This window comes from Streptomyces rubiginosohelvolus, from assembly GCF_014649875.1.
In the GTDB taxonomy this organism is placed as follows: Bacteria; Actinomycetota; Actinomycetes; order Streptomycetales; family Streptomycetaceae; genus Streptomyces; species Streptomyces rubiginosohelvolus.
In genome coordinates, this window is record NZ_BMTW01000004.1 from 280,500 (window position 1) to 297,186 (window position 16,687).

General features: G+C 70.8%; 13 protein-coding genes. 9 read left to right on the forward strand and 4 right to left on the reverse strand.

The window, feature by feature from the left end:
- The first annotated feature begins 77 nt into the window (after positions 1–77).
- The 3 genes from uvrA (at position 78) to IE134_RS13445 (ending at position 6,177) form a co-directional block, all read left to right on the forward strand.
- Positions 78–2,546 (forward strand): excinuclease ABC subunit UvrA, encoded by a 2,469-nt coding sequence (uvrA, locus tag IE134_RS13435; RefSeq protein ID WP_189430601.1) that lies wholly within the window; start codon positions 78–80, stop codon positions 2,544–2,546.
- Positions 2,547–2,735: 189 nt separating this feature from the next.
- Positions 2,736–3,860 carry a hypothetical protein gene (locus tag IE134_RS13440; protein ID WP_018516020.1) on the forward strand — a complete coding sequence of 375 codons (1,125 nt, stop codon included), beginning with the start codon at positions 2,736–2,738 and terminating at the stop codon, positions 3,858–3,860.
- Between the two features lie 145 nt (positions 3,861–4,005).
- On the forward strand, positions 4,006–6,177 hold the full coding sequence (locus IE134_RS13445; RefSeq protein WP_189430603.1) for an FUSC family protein: 2,172 nt from the start codon (positions 4,006–4,008) through the stop codon (positions 6,175–6,177).
- A gap of 462 nt (positions 6,178–6,639) precedes the next feature.
- On the opposite strand, the gene IE134_RS13450 is transcribed toward IE134_RS13445, so the two are convergent.
- A complete protein-coding gene (locus IE134_RS13450) occupies positions 6,640–7,065 on the reverse strand; it encodes a secondary thiamine-phosphate synthase enzyme YjbQ (RefSeq protein ID WP_189430605.1) in 426 nt (141 codons plus the stop codon).
- Positions 7,066–7,157: 92 nt separating this feature from the next.
- On the opposite strand from IE134_RS13450, the gene IE134_RS34640 reads away from it, so the two are divergent.
- The 6 genes from IE134_RS34640 (at position 7,158) to IE134_RS13475 (ending at position 12,749) form a co-directional block, all read left to right on the forward strand.
- Positions 7,158–7,241: a putative leader peptide gene (locus IE134_RS34640; RefSeq protein WP_311307964.1), complete on the forward strand. Its 84-nt coding sequence runs from the start codon at positions 7,158–7,160 to the stop codon at positions 7,239–7,241.
- A gap of 320 nt (positions 7,242–7,561) precedes the next feature.
- Positions 7,562–8,449: an ABC transporter permease gene (locus IE134_RS13455; protein ID WP_189430607.1), complete on the forward strand. Its 888-nt coding sequence runs from the start codon at positions 7,562–7,564 to the stop codon at positions 8,447–8,449.
- Positions 8,422–9,327, forward strand: a complete 906-nt coding sequence (locus tag IE134_RS13460) for an ABC transporter ATP-binding protein (RefSeq protein ID WP_098017506.1) — start codon at positions 8,422–8,424, stop codon at positions 9,325–9,327. The genes IE134_RS13455 and IE134_RS13460 overlap by 28 nt, the downstream gene beginning before the upstream one ends.
- Positions 9,324–10,352 (forward strand): ABC transporter substrate-binding protein, encoded by a 1,029-nt coding sequence (locus IE134_RS13465; RefSeq protein ID WP_030714072.1) that lies wholly within the window; start codon positions 9,324–9,326, stop codon positions 10,350–10,352. The genes IE134_RS13460 and IE134_RS13465 overlap by 4 nt, the downstream gene beginning before the upstream one ends.
- Positions 10,349–11,557 (forward strand): LLM class flavin-dependent oxidoreductase, encoded by a 1,209-nt coding sequence (locus tag IE134_RS13470; protein ID WP_044369328.1) that lies wholly within the window; start codon positions 10,349–10,351, stop codon positions 11,555–11,557. The genes IE134_RS13465 and IE134_RS13470 overlap by 4 nt, the downstream gene beginning before the upstream one ends.
- Positions 11,558–11,621: 64 nt before the next feature.
- Complete coding sequence (locus IE134_RS13475; protein ID WP_032768647.1) at positions 11,622–12,749, forward strand: NAD(P)-binding domain-containing protein; 1,128 nt, start codon at positions 11,622–11,624, stop codon at positions 12,747–12,749.
- A 48-nt stretch (positions 12,750–12,797) separates the two neighbouring features.
- Here IE134_RS13475 and mltG read toward each other — a convergent pair whose 3' ends face one another.
- The 3 genes from mltG to IE134_RS13490 form a co-directional block, all read right to left on the reverse strand.
- Positions 12,798–13,658: an endolytic transglycosylase MltG gene (gene mltG / locus IE134_RS13480; RefSeq protein WP_030714060.1), complete on the reverse strand. Its 861-nt coding sequence runs from the start codon at positions 13,656–13,658 to the stop codon at positions 12,798–12,800.
- Positions 13,659–14,073: 415 nt separating this feature from the next.
- Positions 14,074–14,685 (reverse strand): hypothetical protein, encoded by a 612-nt coding sequence (locus IE134_RS13485; RefSeq protein WP_030714056.1) that lies wholly within the window; start codon positions 14,683–14,685, stop codon positions 14,074–14,076.
- Positions 14,686–14,764: 79 nt separating this feature from the next.
- Positions 14,765–16,582, reverse strand: a complete 1,818-nt coding sequence (locus IE134_RS13490) for an ABC transporter ATP-binding protein (RefSeq protein WP_189430608.1) — start codon at positions 16,580–16,582, stop codon at positions 14,765–14,767.
- Positions 16,583–16,687: the final 105 nt, after the last annotated feature.

The window sequence follows — 16,687 nt, forward strand, 5'->3', positions numbered from 1 at the left end:
ACTCCCTCGCTCACCCGTCGCGGCCGCTCGCCGGCTCCCGTCGCGCGGTTCCCGGCGTGATCAGGTACTCAGGAAGGGTGAACATGGACGCGATTGACCCCTTCGTGCATGTCCGGGGTGCCAGTGAGAACAACCTGCGGAACATCGACGTCGATCTTCCGCGGAACGCGATGGTCGCCTTCACGGGCGTCTCCGGTTCGGGTAAGTCCTCGCTCGCGTTCGGCACGCTCTACGCTGAGGCGCAGCGGCGCTACTTCGAGTCCGTGGCACCGTACGTCCGGAGGCTGTTGCAGCAGGTCGGTGCACCGCACGTGCAGGAGATCACCGGACTGCCACCGGCGGTGGCCCTGCAGCAGCGACGCGGGGCGCCCAGTTCGCGCTCGACGGTCGGCACCATCACCACGCTGTCCAATCTGCTGCGCATGCTGTACTCCCGCGCCGGCACCTATCCGCCCGGGGCCGCACGGCTGGACGCCGAGTCGTTCTCACCGAACACCGCGGCCGGGGCCTGCCCGGAGTGCCACGGACTGGGCGTCGTCCACGATGTCGCCGAGGACCTCCTTGTCCCGGACCTCTCGCTGAGTATCCGAGAGGGGGCGATCGCCGCCTGGCCGGGCGCCTGGCAGGGGGCCAACCTGCGCAGCATCGTCCATGGCCTGGGGATCGACATCGACCGACCGTGGCGCAGGCTCAGGAAGAAGGACCGGGACTGGCTGCTGTACACCGATGAGCAGCCCTCCGTCTACATCGAGCCGGAGGAGGACCGCGTCGACTACGGCTACCAGGGCACGTTCTGGAGCGCCCGCAAGCACGTCATGCACGTCCTTGCCGACTCCAAGAGCGAGAAGATGCGCGAACGGGCGCTCCGGTTCGTCAGGAGCGTGCCCTGCCCCGAGTGCCACGGCAGCGGACTGCGGCCCGAGGCGCTCGCCGTGACCTTCGCCGGACGTTCCATCGCCGAAGTCAACGCGATGCCGTTGAACGAGGTCGCGGCGCTGCTGCGGCCCGTCGCACGGCGGCCCGAGGCCGACGCCACCACTTCCACCGCCCGGTCCGGGGAAACGACCGAGGTGGCGGTCCGGATCTGCGGCGATCTGGTCGCGCGGGTCGACGTACTGCTCGACCTGGGCCTGGGGTATCTGAGCCTCGGGCGCCGCTCTACGACCCTGTCGCCCGGCGAGGCGCAACGCCTACGGATCGCCACGCAACTGCGCTCGGGGCTGTTCGGCGTCGTGTACGTCCTCGACGAACCCTCCGCGGGTCTGCACCCGGCTGACGCGGAACCGCTGCTGGACGTGCTGGAGCGTCTCAAGTCTGCGGGCAACTCGCTGTTCGTCGTGGAGCACGACATGGACGTCGTACGGCGGGCGGACTGGGTGGTCGACATCGGCCCCGGCGCCGGTGAGGGCGGCGGGCGCGTGCTGTACAGCGGCCCCGTCGCCGGTCTTGAGCAGGTGGAGGAGTCGGCCACGAGCCAGTACCTGTTCGGGCGCGCCGAACCGCTCGATCACCGGCCGCGCACACCGCACGGCTGGCTGCACCTGAGCGGCGTGTCCCGCCACAATCTGCATGACGTGTCCGTGGACGTACCGCTGTGCGTACTGACGGCGGTGACGGGCGTGTCGGGTTCCGGAAAATCGACGCTGGTCACACAGGTGCTCGCCGAGGTCGTGCGAGGCCACCTCGGACTCGGGCCCGAGGATCTTGACGAGGCGCGGCTGGAGGTCGATGTTCAGGACGCGTCGGGGGTCGAGTCGTTCGACCGGCTGGTCCGGGTCGACCAACGGCCCATCGGGCGTACTCCCCGGTCCAATCTGGCCACTTACACGGGGATGTTCGACGCGGTGCGCAAGCTGTACGCGGCGACGGACGAGGCCAGGGCGCGCGGCTACACGGCCGGCCGGTTCTCTTTCAACGTGCCCGAAGGGCGGTGCGAGACCTGTCAGGGCGAAGGATTCGTCGCGGTGGAACTGCTGTTCCTGCCTGGTACCTACGCACCGTGCCCGACTTGCCAGGGCGCCCGGTACAACGCCGAAACGCTGGAAGTCACCTACCGCGGCAAGAACATCGCGGAAGTGCTGGGGCTGTCCGTCGACGCCGCCGCCGAGTTTCTATCCGCCGTCCCGGCCGCCGCCCGCAGTCTGGAGACGTTGCGCGAGGTGGGACTGGGGTACCTGCGGCTGGGGCAGCCCGCCACGGAGCTCAGCGGCGGTGAGGCGCAGCGCATCAAACTGGCCACCGAACTGCAGCGGGCCCGTCGTGGCCACGCGCTCTACCTGCTCGACGAACCGACGGCGGGCCTGCACCCCTCGGATGTCGCACTGCTGCTGCGCCAGCTGCACCGCCTCGTCGACGCGGGCAACACGGTCGTCCTCGTCGAGCACGACCTGGACACGATCACCACCGCCGACTGGGTCATCGACCTCGGGCCGGGCGGCGGCGACGCGGGCGGACGGGTGGTCGCGGCGGGCCCGCCGGCCAAGGTCGCGAAGGCCCGCCGTAGCGCCACCGCACGCTATCTCGCGGCCCGGCTCGCAAGCTCCTGACGATGGTCCGAGAGGGCTGATCACCCCGCCACGGAGAGCAGGCCCCGTACGGGCAGAACGACGGAAATCCGGCCGCTCCGCCCGTACCGGCCGGCCGGGGCCAGCGTGTCATCGCACGGCCGACGCCACGCCGGAGGCATTCTGTGGGCATTTGCGGTCGCGGGGACGGACAACGAGAAGGATGCAGTCATGCAAGCGTCGTCGCAGGTCGTCACGGTGGTCGTTCTCCTCGCGGACCCGGACGCGCCGACCGTGGTCGCGAAGCGCCTGGCACGGACCCTTCCCGCCCGGCTCGCCGAGAAGTCCGGCCGGCAGAGACGGTTCGCTGTCGAGGTGGTCAGCAGGCCCTTCACCGCGGACGCCGAGGACCCGTCCACGTTGATGCGCCGGATCGTGGAGGACGGAAGTGCGGAGAGCTGGGACATCGTCGTGGCCCTCACCGACCTTCCGCTGCACTCGCACAGGCGAAGGCTCGTCGTGGATTTGAGCCACGAACACGGGACGGCGTTGCTTTCCCTTCCGTCCCTGGGGGGCTGGCGGTTGCAGGGAAAGGCACGGCGGGTCGTGGAGGAAGCCGTGCTCAGCCTGGCCGCTTCGCGGTCCCCCGGATGTGAGCAAGCTGCCTATCGCCGAACGCCGCTCGGCCCCTTCGCCGGCCGCCTCGCGCCCATCCGCCCGGGCCCTGTCGACGAGGAGGAGCTCGCCGATCTGCGCTACGTCGCCGACGGCCCGCGCGGCTACGTCAAATTGCTCGTCGGCATGGTCCGCGCCAACCGGCCGTGGCGGCTGGTGCCGGGCCTGTCCAAAGCCCTGGCCGCCGCACTCGCCACGGGAGCCATCGCCACGGTGGACGACACCGTCTGGAGCCTGGCCACCTCCCTGGGCACGCCACGCCTCGTCGTCGCCACGGTCGGTTCCGTCGGGCTCATGATCGGCTGGCTGATCGTGGACGCGAACCTGTGGCATCGCACAACGGAAGGATCGCCGGAGGCGAGGCAGCGATCGGTTCTCTACAACACGTCGACCCTGGTGACCGTGAGCATCGGGGCAGCCGTCTGCTACGTCGGCCTGATGGTCGTCAGCTTCGTGTGGGCGCTCTTCGTGCTCAACGGCCACGTGTTCGCCTCCGCGACCCGGCATCCGTTGAACGCGCAGAACTACTGCACGCTGTCATGGTTCGTGGCTTCGATTGCCACAGTGGGCGGCGCGCTGGGGTCGGGGCTGGAGAGCGACGAGGCGATCCGAGCAGCGGCCTATTCCACGCGCGAACAGGAACGTCGCCACATGCTGCTCCAGGGCGAGCACGATGGCTAGCCGCAGGCAAGATGCACACGCACCGGTGGCGACGGCACACGGCCTGTCCCGCCCCTCTCCTCGGCGATGATGAGATGAACATGATGGTGGCTCCGGCGACCCGGCCGACGCGAGCTGAAACGACCTTCCGGCTGGGCCCGCACCCGTGACGTGGCCGCGAGCCCTGAGGGACGTCCTCCGATCCGGACTCAGCATCGAGGAGACGCGCCTGGAGCCCCTGCTCGCTCTGCGCGCAGCCGTCGGTGTGGCACTCCTCGTCGGGCCGGCGCTGTGGCTCGGCGCCCCCGCGTACGCCGCATCCGCCGCCCTCGGCGCCTTCTCCGCGGGCGGGGCCACCTTCCAGCGCGCCTGGCGCCCACGCAAGGTGATCGCGCTCGGCGCGGGCGCGGGGCTGGCGCTCAGCACCCTGGCGGGGTACCTGGCGGCGGGGCACCTCGTGACGTTCCTTCCGCTGCTGGCCCTGTGGTCCTTCGGGGCGGGGCTGGCGTGGGCCGTCGGATCGACCGCTGGGATCGTCGCGGCGACGACCGTCGGCAGCATGCTGGTGACCATCACCCTGCCCACGAGCGCCGGACGGGCCTTGGAGCACGCCGGGATCATCGCGCTCGGCGGAGTGGTGCAGGCAGTGCTGATCCTGCTGTTCCCGATCCGCCGGTGGGGGGCGCATCGGGACGCGCTCGCCGAGGCTCTGGCCGCCGTGGCGGACTACGCCCGTCGACTCCGGCACGACCCGACGGCCGGGTTCGACCCCGAGCCCTTGATGACAGCCCGGGACGCGGCGGCCGTGACGCCGTCTCAGGCTCGCACGCGCCCCGTCGCCCTGCACGGTCCGCGAGGAGTTGCCGAGCGCATGGTGCCGGCCATCGCCGCGCTGGCCGACCCTGACATCGGCGCCCCGGCCGAGGGTTCCGGGCGGGACCGCGCGCGGGAACTGCTCGACGCGGCCGCTGAGGTGTTGGACGCGGCCGCCCGGTCGATCCGGCGAGGCACCCCCGTCGAGGTACCGCCAAGAGCCTCGGAGCTCCTGCGAGAAGGCACGGAGCGCGAGGTGCTCGAAGGTCCGGCGAGGCAGGCCGCCGAAAGGCTCAGGGAACTGCTCGGCGAGGCGCTGGAGATCGCGGAGTGCGGCAACGCGCGCAGAGGGATGTCTGTGCGCCACGGAGGCGCACGCGTCGAGTTGCTGGAGCGCCCGACCATGTTCCGGCTTGTTCCGGTCGTCGCACGGGCGGTCCGCCGTGAGCTCCGACGCGACTCGCCCGTCTTCCGGCATGCCGTTCGGCTGGTGGCGGTGGCCACGCTCGGCTACCTCATCGCCGCACAGCTGCCCCTGGGGCACGGCTACTGGGCGCCCATCGCCTCGGTCATGGTGATGCGCCCGGACTTCCACCGGACGTACGCGCGTGCGGTCGCCCGTCTCGCCGGGACTCTGGTGGGTGTCGCGCTCGCCACCGGAGCCGTGGAGGCCCTGGGCCCGGACGCCCGTCTCTTCGGTGCGCTGGCGGTGGTCTCGGCGGGCCTGTCGTACACCCTGATTCGTACGGGCTACGCCTACTCCCAGTGCTTCGCCGCCGCCTACGTCGTCTTCCTGCTCGGCATGGGCGGTCAGGAATGGGAACAGACGGTTCCGGAGCGGATGGCCCTCACTCTGCTGGGCGGAGCCCTGGCCATGCTGGCCTACGCGGTCTTTCCCGCGTGGGAGACGCCCCGGCTACGGGAGCGGCTGGCGGACTGGCTTGCCGCCAACGGCCGCCACGCGGCGGCAGTGCTCCGCCACTTCGCCGAACCGACCGCGGACCGCCGTGCCGACATGCGCAGTGCCCAACTGGCGAGCAGAAGAGCCCGCGCCGCCTGGCAGGAGGCTTACGACCGGGCACAACAGGAACCGGTCCGCCCCAGGGGCCTGACTGCGCAAGAGGCGAAGGCTGCTCAGGAGGCGCTCGAAGGTTTCGACAGAGCAACAACGCTCATGGAGAGCCGCGTCCCGCACGACGACAACCCTTCCACTCCCGAGGTGGAGGCGTTGGCCGAAGCCCTGGAATCGGACACGGAGCAGGCGGCAGCCGCTATGCGCGAGCACAGGGACCCGGACTGGGCACGCGTGGAGAAGGCCCTCCAGACATGGGAAGGAGCCGGTGGCCGGAGCCCAGCGCTACGGAGCGAGGCAGACCTGCAGAAACACGCCTTGGAAAACCTTGCGACAGCCGTGAGCCGCACCCCCTTGGAGCGCGATGTCGGCTCCCTGCGCGAGGACCAGCGAGTGCGGGAGGCGGTGGAGGCTCAAGGCGATGGTTCGGAACCCGTGTACCGGGGTGGATGACCACCTGCCGCAGCAGGCGTGCGCCCCGCTTCCGAGGTCCGCCTGGTCCGTCCGACAGATGGCCAAGATGAGGGAGCTTCACGCTTGGGACGCAGCGATCAGTCGGTGGGTTGCCCGCTCCGCGATCCAAGCCCTGACGAGTTCCTCTCTCGTGACCCTTCGGACCGAGGTCTCCTTTGTGGAGACCTGTCGGCCCTCCCCTCCCTTGTGTGCCGGCTGGCCAGCGTCACGGGCTGTCGGCCAGGGGCCCACTCTCCTCTGCCCAAAATCCGGGCCATACGCGGCCCAGCCGCCTGCAGTGCGATCGAATCACGACCGTTTCCGCTGGTCAGTAACCACTCGAGTCGTGTACCACCAGCAGACGCAGAATCTGCTATCAGATGTGACGCGCTCACCTGGCGCCCACTGGGGCTACCCAGTTGGTACGGCCGGAGGATCCCTCTACAGTCACATCAGAGCAGCTCACTGGCCGAGGAAGCTCAGACGGACGCTGCGGTTGGTGTTGCTCGTGTTTGTATCCACCAGGCAGACCGACTGCCAGGTCCCCAGCTCCAGCCGGCCGCCGATCACCGGCAGCGTGGCGTGGGGCGGGACCAGGGCCGGGAGCACGTGGTCGCGGCCGTGGCCCGGGCTGCCGTGGCGGTGTTGCCAGCGGTCGTCGGCGGGGAGCAGGTGGTGGAGGGCGGCCAGGAGGTCGTCGTCGCTGCCCGCGCCGGTCTCCAGTACCGCGATGCCGGCCGTGGCGTGCGGGACGAAGACGTTGAGCAGGCCGTCGCGGCCGGGGGCCGTGCGGGTGAGGAACTCCTCGCAGGCACGCGTCAGGTCCGTGACCGTCTCGGCCGTACCCGTGGTGATGTTCAGGACCGTGGTGGTGAAGGAATCGGACATGCCCCCATCATCACCTCACCGGGGTGAGATGAGGCGTCCACGCTCCGAGACGCCATTGACCGTGTCCCAACCGGATGACTACGTTCAGCGCCATGTTCCGATCAGCTCTGCTCACTTCGCGCGGTCACATCGACCTGCTGCGAGTGGCTTCCGCCGCGTGTTGTCGCGGCTGCTGACGTTCCCTCAGCGACTTCCGGGCCGTTTCCGGCGGCATGGCTTCCGGCCGCACGGCCACCCCCGTGCCGGCTGCGCTGCCTGCCGCGTTCCGTCGCCCGTTCTGCCGTAGTCGCGTCCGGCTCCGTGCCGCTGCGCACCCGCACGGCAATCGGCATCCGCTGAGCTTCGCTGCTCCGTAGCCCTTTCGCCTCCTGCCGGCCGTCGGTCGGTCCTCGTGCGTGCGCGGTTTCGGGGTTGCTCCGGCATGTCCGTGACCCTCTTCCTTCTCCTCCCCTGCCTTCCCTCCGCGCGCATTCCCGCGTCCCTTCCTGGAGCCGTCATGACCGTCAGCCATGCACCGCCATCCGCGATACCCGCCCCTCTCGAGAAACACTCCGCGCCGACGCCTACGCCGCCCGAGCTGGAGGCCGTCGTCCCGGCCTCCGTCCGGCGGTCGCGGTTGCGGGCCGCTCCGAGGTGGGTGCGGCGTGCGGTGGGGCCGTTGCTGTTGCTCGTGCTGTGGCAGGTGTTCAGTGCCACGGGGGTGCTCGATCCCGATGTGCTCGCCTCGCCCGGGACCATCGCCCGCGCCGCTGCCGATCTGATGGCCGACGGGACGCTGCCCGCCGCGATGGGGGTCTCGCTCCAGCGGGTGGTCGTGGGGCTCCTGCTCGGCGGGGTGATCGGGACGTCGCTCGCGCTCGTGTCGGGGCTCTCGCGGCTCGGGGAGGATCTGGTCGACGCGACCGTGCAGATGCTGCGCACGGTGCCCTGGGTGGGGCTCATCCCGCTGTTCATCATCTGGCTCGGGATCGGCGAGGCGCCCAAGGTGGCCCTCATCGCCCTGGGAGTGGCCTTCCACCTGTATCTGAACGTGTACGCGGGCATTCGGGGCGTCGATGCCCAACTCATCGAAGCCGGTACGTCATTGGGGCTCGGGCGATGGGGCCTGGTGCGGCATGTCGTGCTGCCGGGGGCGCTGCCCGGGGCCATGACAGGGCTGCGCTACTCGCTGGCGACGGCCTGGCTCGCCCTCGTCTTCGGTGAGTCGATCAACGCCGACGCCGGGATCGGGTTCCTGATGAACCAGGCCCGGGAGTTCTTCCGGACCGATGTGATCGTCGTCTGTCTCGTCGTGTACGCCCTCCTCGGCCTCACCGCCGACGTCATCGTCCGGATCCTCGAAAGGCTGCTGCTGCAATGGCGACCGACCTTCACCGGCCAGTGAAGACCCTCCTCGAAACCGGCCCCGCCGACACCTCTCCTCCGGCGTCCCACAACGGCGCCGATGCCGCCGTACGGGTCGAAGGACTCACCCGCTCCTTCGACGGGCGTGCCGTCATCGATGACCTCGATCTCAGCCTGAAAGCAGGCGAGTTCACCGTCCTCCTCGGACGCAGCGGGTGCGGCAAGTCGACCCTGCTGCGGGTGCTGGCCGGGCTCGACCGGGAGATCTCGGGCACCGTCCTGGTCCCCCGCCGCCGTGCCGTCGCCTTCCAGGCCCCGCGCCTGATGCCCTGGAAGCGGGTGTGGCGCAACGTGCTGCTCGGGCTGCCGGGCAAGCCCGAACGTGCCGTCGCCGAGCAGGCGTTGGCGGAGGTCGGTCTTGCGGAGCGGGCCGGGGCGTGGCCGAAGACGCTGTCCGGCGGCGAGGCCCAGCGGGCTTCGCTGGCCCGGGCCCTGGTGCGCGAGCCCGACCTGCTGCTGCTCGACGAGCCCTTCGGCGCACTGGACGCCCTGACCCGGATCAAGGCCCAGCAGCTCGTGGCCGAACTCTGGCAGCGGCGCGGCTGCGCGGTGCTCCTGGTCACCCATGACGTGGACGAGGCCCTGCTGCTGGCCGACCGGGTGCTGGTGATGCGGGACGGGCGGATCGCGTACGACACGTCCGTCGCGCTGGACCGGCCGCGCGAGGTCGGTTCCCCCGGCTTCACCGATCTGCGCTCCCGGCTGCTGACCGAACTGGGCGTCGAGGGCGCGGGCCGCGCCACCGGCCTCGGCGCCCAGAGTGCCGGCCATACCCAGGCCCGTACGGAGAGCACGGAGAGCCCCGACGCATCGCCCGCACGCCCCCACCCCGACCCTCACCACGGAGACCCGTCATGAAACGCCGCACTCTGCCCGCCCTGCTCCTCCCCCTCGCCCTGCTCCTCTCCGCGTGCGGCGGCGCCTCGTCCGCCGACTCGGGCGGCAACACCGACGGCAAGGGCAGCCTCACGCTCAACGTCGGCGATCAGAAGGGAGGTTACGAGGCGATCCTGCGGGCCTCCGGAGAGCTCGACGACCTCGACTACCGCATCAAGTGGTCCACCTTCACCTCAGGGCCACCCCTGCTGGAGGCCGTGAGTGCCGGGGCCGTCGACATCGGCGGCGTCGGCAACACGCCGCCCGTCTTCGCTGCCGGGGCCGACTCGAACATCACCGTCGTCGGCGCCACGCACGGCTCTCCGGCCGGTGAGGTCATCGTCGTGCCCGAGGACTCCCCGCTGAAGAAGCCCGCCCAGCTCAAGGGCAAGTCCATCGCCGTCGCCCAGGGCAGTTCGGCCCACTTCCAGCTGGTCGCCTCGCTCAAGAAGGCCGGGCTCGGGATCGGGGACGTCGAGCTGAACTACCTCCAGCCCGCCGACGCGCTCGCCGCGTTCAGCCGGGGCAAGGTCGACGCCTGGGCGATCTGGGACCCGTACACCTCGCAGGTCCTGCGGACGGCGGACGCCCGGGTGCTCACGACCGGCGAGGGCGTCGTCAACGGCCTCGGTTTCCAGGTGGCTTCGCCCGCCTCGCTCAAGAACGCGAAGAAGTCCAAGGCCATCGGCGATCTGCTCGTCCGGCTGGAGCGGGCCCAGAAGTGGGTCTTCGAGCACCCGGAGGAGTGGGCGAAGGTCTGGGCGAAGGAGACCGGGCTTCCGTATGAAGTGGCGCTGGACGCCGTGAAGCTCAGCTACGGCACCCGCGTGCCGGTGGCGATCGACGACGCCGCCATCGCCTCCGAGCAGGAGATCGCCGACACCTTCGCCGAACTCAAGCTGATCCCACGGCGCTTCGACTTCGAGGACTACGTCGACACCCGGTTCAACCGCGACCTTCCTCCTTCCTCCACCGCGCCGCGCTCCTACGGAAAGGCCTCCTCATGAACGTCCATCTGCACTGGTTCCTGCCCACCGGCGGTGACGGCCGGACGCTCGTGGACCGGCACGCGTACACCGACGGCGGCATCAAGCGCGACAGGATCACGCCGGTGAGCGGGGTGCGCGCCCCGGACATCGAGTATCTGGCCCAGATCGCCAAGGCGGCCGAGCAGTTGGGCTTCGAGGCCGTGCTGACGCCCACCGGCACCTGGTGCGAGGACGCCTGGCTGACCACGGTGGCGCTCGCCCAGCACACCGAGCGGCTGAAGTTCCTGGTGGCGTTCCGGCCGGGGGTCATCTCGCCCGTGCTGGCCGCGCAGATGGCCGCCACCTATCAGCGGATCACCCGGGGGCGGCTGCTGCTGAACGTCGTCACCGGCGGCGACTCGACCGAACAGCGGCGCTTCGGGGACCACGTGGACCATGACCGGAGGTACGCGCGCACCGCGGAGTTCCTGTCGGTGGTGCGGGGCGCCTGGAGCGGGCAGCCGTACGATTTCGACGGGGAGCACTACCAGGTCGAGGGCGGGCTGACCGCGCTGCCGCCGGACCCGCTGCCGGAGATCTTCTTCGGCGGGTCGTCGGCGGCGGCCGGGCCGGTCGCCGCCGCACACGCGGATGTCTATCTCACCTGGGGCGAGCCGCCGGCCGCCGTGAAGGAGAAGATCGACTGGATTCGCTCTCTGGCGGAGGAGCAGGGGCGCACGGTCCGGTTCGGTATCCGGCTGCACACCATCTCGCGGGATTCGTCGCGGGAGGCGTGGGCCACCGCCGACCGGCTGCTGGGCGACCTCGATCCGGAGACGATCGCGGCGGCGCAGCAGGCGCTGGGGAAGAGCGAGTCGGTCGGGCAGCAGCGGATGCTGGCGCTGCACGGCGGTTCGCGGGACAAGCTGGAGATCGCGCCGAACCTCTGGGCGGGCGTCGGTCTGGTGCGCGGCGGGGCCGGGACCGCGCTGGTGGGCAGCCATGCGGAGGTCGCGGACCGGATCGAGGAGTACCACGCGCTGGGCGTGGAGCACTTCGTGCTCTCCGGCTATCCGCATCTGGAGGAGGCCTACTGGTTCGGCGAGGGCGTCACCCCCGAGCTGTCCCGCCGCGGGCTGCTGCCGACCGTGCCCGCGTCGCCGCTGCTGGGCGTGAACGGTGCCGAGAGCCGGACCGCCACGGCGCCGGGCGGGGCTCCCCTGCTGCTCGCCGGGGGTCGCTGAGCCGTGCGGTGATGCTTGTCGGGCGCCCGGGAAGATCCCGGGCGCCCGACAAGTTAGTAGAAGCGTGAACATTTCTGGGGTGCGCGAGCTGGACGTGGTCGTCATCGGCGCGGGTCAGGCTGGGCTGTCCGCCGCCTACCACCTGCGTCGCGTCGGGCTGGAGCCGGACGACGACTTCGTCGTGCTGGACCACGCACCCCGGCCGGGCGGCGCGTGGCAGTTCCGCTGGCCCTCGCTGACGTACGGCAAGGTCCACGGGATGCACGCGCTGCCGGGCATGGAGCTGACCGGAGCCGACCCCGACCGGCCCTCGTCGGAGGTGATCGGCGCGTACTTCGCCGCGTACGAGGACCGCTTCGGCCTGCGGGTCCACCGGCCGGTGGAGGTGAGCGCCGTACGGGAGGGGAGCGGCGGGCGGCTGCTGGTGGAGACGTCCGAGGGGACGTACGCGACGCGGGCGCTGATCAACGCGACCGGCACCTGGGACCGGCCGTTCTGGCCGCGCTATCCGGGCCAGGAGACCTTCCGGGGGCGGCAGTTGCACACGGCGAACTACCCCGGGCCCGAGGAGTTCGCGGGGCAGCGCGTCCTCGTGGTCGGGGGCGGCGCTTCCGGTACGCAGCATCTGATGGAGATCGCCGAGCACGCGGCCGACACCTTCTGGGTGACCCGCAGCGAACCGATTTTCCGCGAGGGGCCGTTCACCGAGGAGTGGGGGCGGGCGGCCGTGGCGATGGTGGAGGAGCGGGTACGCAACGGGCTGCCGCCGAAGAGCGTGGTCAGCGTGACCGGGCTGCCGCTGAACGATGCCGTGCGGCGGGCCCGGGCCGAGGGCGTGCTGGACCGGCTGCCGATGTTCGACCGGATCACGCCGACCGGTGTGGCCTGGGACGACGGCCGTGCCGTCGAGACCGACGTGATCCTCTGGGCGACCGGGTTCCGGCCCGCCGTGGACCACCTGGCACCGCTGAAGCTGCGCGAGCCGGGTGGTGGCATCCGGGCCGAGGACACCCGTGCCGTACGGGACGGGCGCGTCCACCTCGTCGGGTACGGACCCTCCGCCAGCACCATCGGCGCGAACCGTGCGGGCCGCGCGGCGGTCCGGTCGGTCATGCGGCTGCTGAAGGAGACGGGCGCCGACGGGGAGGCCTCGGCGGTCGCCTCCGTGCCCGCGCCCGTCCCGGGGGCGTGACCTCGAAACCCGTCGCGCGGGTCCCGTCGGCCTCGTCGGCCGATTCGATCAGCCCGTCGTGGCGGAGCCGCGACTGCGGTTGAACTCCTCGACGTTCCTCTGCTGCTCGTCGTAGCTGTCGGTGAACCGGGTGTCGCCGGGGCCGACCGTGACGAAGTAGAGCCAGGGGCCGGGTGTGGGCCTGACGGCCGCGCGCAGCGCCTCCTCCCCCGGATTGCCGATGGGCGTCGGCGGCAGGCCCTTGATCCGGTAGCTGTTGTACGGGCTGTCCAGCTGGGTGTCGGCGGTCGTCGTGTCCAGGGTGGAGCGCTTCAGGGCGTAGTTGATGGTGGAGTCCATCTGCAGCGGCATGTCCTTGAGCAGCCGGTTGTAGACGACCCGGGCCACCTTGCCCATGTCGGCCGGGGTGTCGGCCTCGGCCTGGACGATGCTGGCGATCGTGACCGTGTCGTAGACGGAGACGTTGTTGCGCTGGGACCCCGCCGTGACATGGTCCGCGGCGAAGTGCTTGCGGGCGGTGTCGGCCATGTAGCGCAGCAGTCCCGCGGGCTCGGTCGCGTCGTCGATCGGATACGTGGCCGGGAAGAGGTACCCCTCGGGGTTGCCCTCGGCCTGGGCGGGCAGCTTCAGGTCCACCGTCGACGCGGCCTTCAGCGTGCTGCCGGGCTTCAGGCCGAGCGCCTCGTCGACCGCTTCGTACACCTGCGAGACCCGGCGGCCCTCGGGGATCATCAGCGTGCTCTGCGGAGTCTCCTGCCTCTTCGGCGGCTCGTCCGACCCGGTCAGGGACAGCGGGATCAGGACGGCGGCCGACACGACGAGCAGTGCGCCGACGACCAGGACGATCTTTCCGCGGCGGGTCGGGCGGAGTCTGCGACGGGGGCGGGCGTCCGGGGACTCGTTCACCATGCGGGCACGTTAACCCGGGGTGCGAGCCACGGCCGGTAGCCCGACCACGGCGTCGGCCCCGGCGACACGAACGCCGTACGGCGCGGGCAGAACACCTGTAGCCGGAACACACGAACAAGGGATCGGGTGTTCGCTGGAACGCGTGATCGTCAGGGGATTCGTTGCTGTTCACTCGTGCGGGGCGTGATGATTGCAGAGCGCAGTCAACGGGCTGCAGACCGCTACTGCGCAGTCCCACAGATGCACCACGTACAAGGAGAAAGACCAGATGAACTTCCTGACCAACCTGCTTGCCGGCGTCGTCCACTTCGTGGGTTGGCTCGTCTGACCATTGCTCCGCCCGGCGCCGCCGCTCCCCGTCCCACGGGAGCGGCGGCGCCGCCGTGTGTGCCGTGTGTACCGGCCGCCGGTCGGCTCAGCGGTTCGTGGCGGCCGGCCCGGTGAAGGGCGGCAGCGCGGCGAACTCGGGCGCCACCGTCACCGCCGCCGCCAGGGTGTCGAGCGTCCGGCGGACCCGGGTGAGCGGGTGGTCCGGGAACTCCGCGTCCCACTGGGCGTGGTCCGCCGCGTGGAAGGGCAGCCCGCCCTGGACCTCGGGGGCGTAGGGGTGCGGCCGGAAGTACTGGTCGGGGCCGAGCTTGGCCATCACCACGGCTTCCCGCATGCCCGTCATACCGCGTTCCGCCGCCTGGATCTTCACCACGGTGCTGCATCCGGCGCGCGGCACCGTGAAGCTGCCGATGAACGCCTGGCCGCTGGGCTGGTTCGGGAGCGGCAGTTTGAGTATCTGCCGCAGGGCGGGCAGCTCGCCCAGTCGCTTGACCGATGCCTCGATGAGTCCGCCGCCCGCCCGTGCGGTGAAGTGGGTCAGGCCGTGCCGCAGGGTCGGGCCGTCGTCCAGCGCGGCCGGCAGGTCCGGCGGCAGGTCGAAGAAGTGCAGCGACAGCACATCGCCGTGGTCGTTCACCCAGGCGTCGGTGTCGACGGTGCGGTAGCCGGGGAGTTCCACCCCGAGGAGAGCTCTCATGCGCGGCGATCATGCCGTATGCGGGCCATGGCGGTGACGTCAGGGGCGGCCTGATCGAGGGCCGGCCCGGCAAGGGCGGTCAGGGAGCCGGGACCGGGACCGGGTGGGAGTCGCGGCGGATCAGGGCGGCGTACCGGCCGTCGCGGTCGAGCAGCTCCTCGTGCGTACCCCGCTCGGCGACCCGGCCGTCCTCCAGGACGACGATCTGGTCCGCGTCGCGGACGGTGGAGAGCCGGTGCGCGATGGTGAGCGTGGTCCGTCCGGCGGACAGGGCGTCGATCGCCTCCTGCACGGCCTGTTCCGTACGGGTGTCGAGCGCGCTGGTCGCCTCGTCGAGGATCAGCACCGGAGGGTCGCGCAGGATGGTGCGGGCGATGGCCAGACGCTGCTTCTCACCGCCCGAGAAGCGGTAGCCGCGCTCGCCGACCATCGTGTCGTAGCCGTCGGGCAGGGAGGCGATGTGGTCGTGGATCTGCGCGGCGCGGGCCGCGGCCTCGATCTCCTCGTCGGTGGCCTCCGGCTTGGCGAAGCGCAGGTTGTCGGCGACCGAGGCGTGGAAGAGGTAGGTCTCCTGGGAGACGACGCCGACGGCCCGGGCGAGGGTGTCGAAGTCCAGGTCGCGGACGTCGATGCCGTCGAGCGTGACCCGGCCGCCGGTGACGTCGTACAGCCGGGGCACCAGGTAGCTGAGCGTGGACTTGCCGGAGCCGGTGGATCCGACGACCGCGAGGCTGTCGCCCGCGGGAACGGTCACGTCGATGCCGGTCAGCGTCGGGCCGTTCTTCTCGTCGTAGCTGAAGTCGACGTCCTCGAAGGCGATCTCACCGCGGATCTTCTCCAGCCGGACCGGATGCTCCGCTTCGGTGATGTCCACCGTGAGGTCGAGGTATTCGAAGATGCGCTGGAAGAGGGCGAGGGAGGTCTGCATCTGGACGCCGGTGGAGAGCAGGCTGACCGCCGGGCGGAACAGCCCCTGCTGGAGCGTGACGAAGGCGACGAGCGTGCCGATGGAGACGGCGGCGGCTCCGGACGCGAAGGTGAGTCCGGCCGCCCAGTAGATGACGGCGGGCATGGCGGCCATGACGATGCCGATCGTGGACATCCGCCAGCGGCCGGCCATGTTGGAGCGCACTTCGAGGTCGACCAGGCGCTCGGACTCCTCGGCGAAGCCCTGGGTGAGGGAGTCGGAGCGGCCCATCGTGCGGCCCAGGAGGATGCCGCTGACCGAGAGGGACTCGGTGACCGTGGCGGCCATCGCGGCCATCTGCTTCTGGCGCTGGGTGGTGATCTTCTTGCGCTCATTGCCGACGCGGCGGCTGATCGCGACGAAGACCGGCAGCAGGAGGAGCGAGACGACGGTGAGCCGCCAGTCGAGGGCGAGCATGGCGACGACGGTCGCGATGACGGCCGTGAGGTTGGAGACCAGCGAGGTCGCGGTGGAGGTGACCGTCGCCTGCATACCGCCGATGTCGTTGGCGATGCGGGACTGGACCTCGCCCGTGCGGGTCCGGGTGAAGAAGGCGAGCGGCATCCGCTGGAGCTGGGTGTAGACGGCGGTGCGCAGGTCGTGCATGACGCGCTGTCCGACGGTGGTCGAGATGAGGGTCTGGAGCACGCCGAAGACGCTGGTCATCACGGCGGTGAGGATCATGCCGAGCGCCAGCAGGGTCAGCAGGCCCGTGCGTCCCTGCGGGATGGCGGTGTCGAGGATCTCGCGCAGCAGGAACGGGGAGGCGACCCCGACCAGGGAGGATGCGCCGACCAGTAGGCCGACGACGGCCAGGCGGCCGCGGTAGGGGCGGAAGAGACGGAGGATGCGGCGCACCTCGGCGGGCGGCCGGTCGGCGTCGGTGCGGGCATCGGGCGGGGGCGTCCACGTGGGTTCGTCGGGTTTCATGGGCTCCTTCGTCGGGCGTGAGGCGATGCCGGGCAGTCCCGGCCCCGCACAGTGAGAGCCTAGCTCATTGTTACCTGTACTCACAATGAACAAGGTCCTGATATT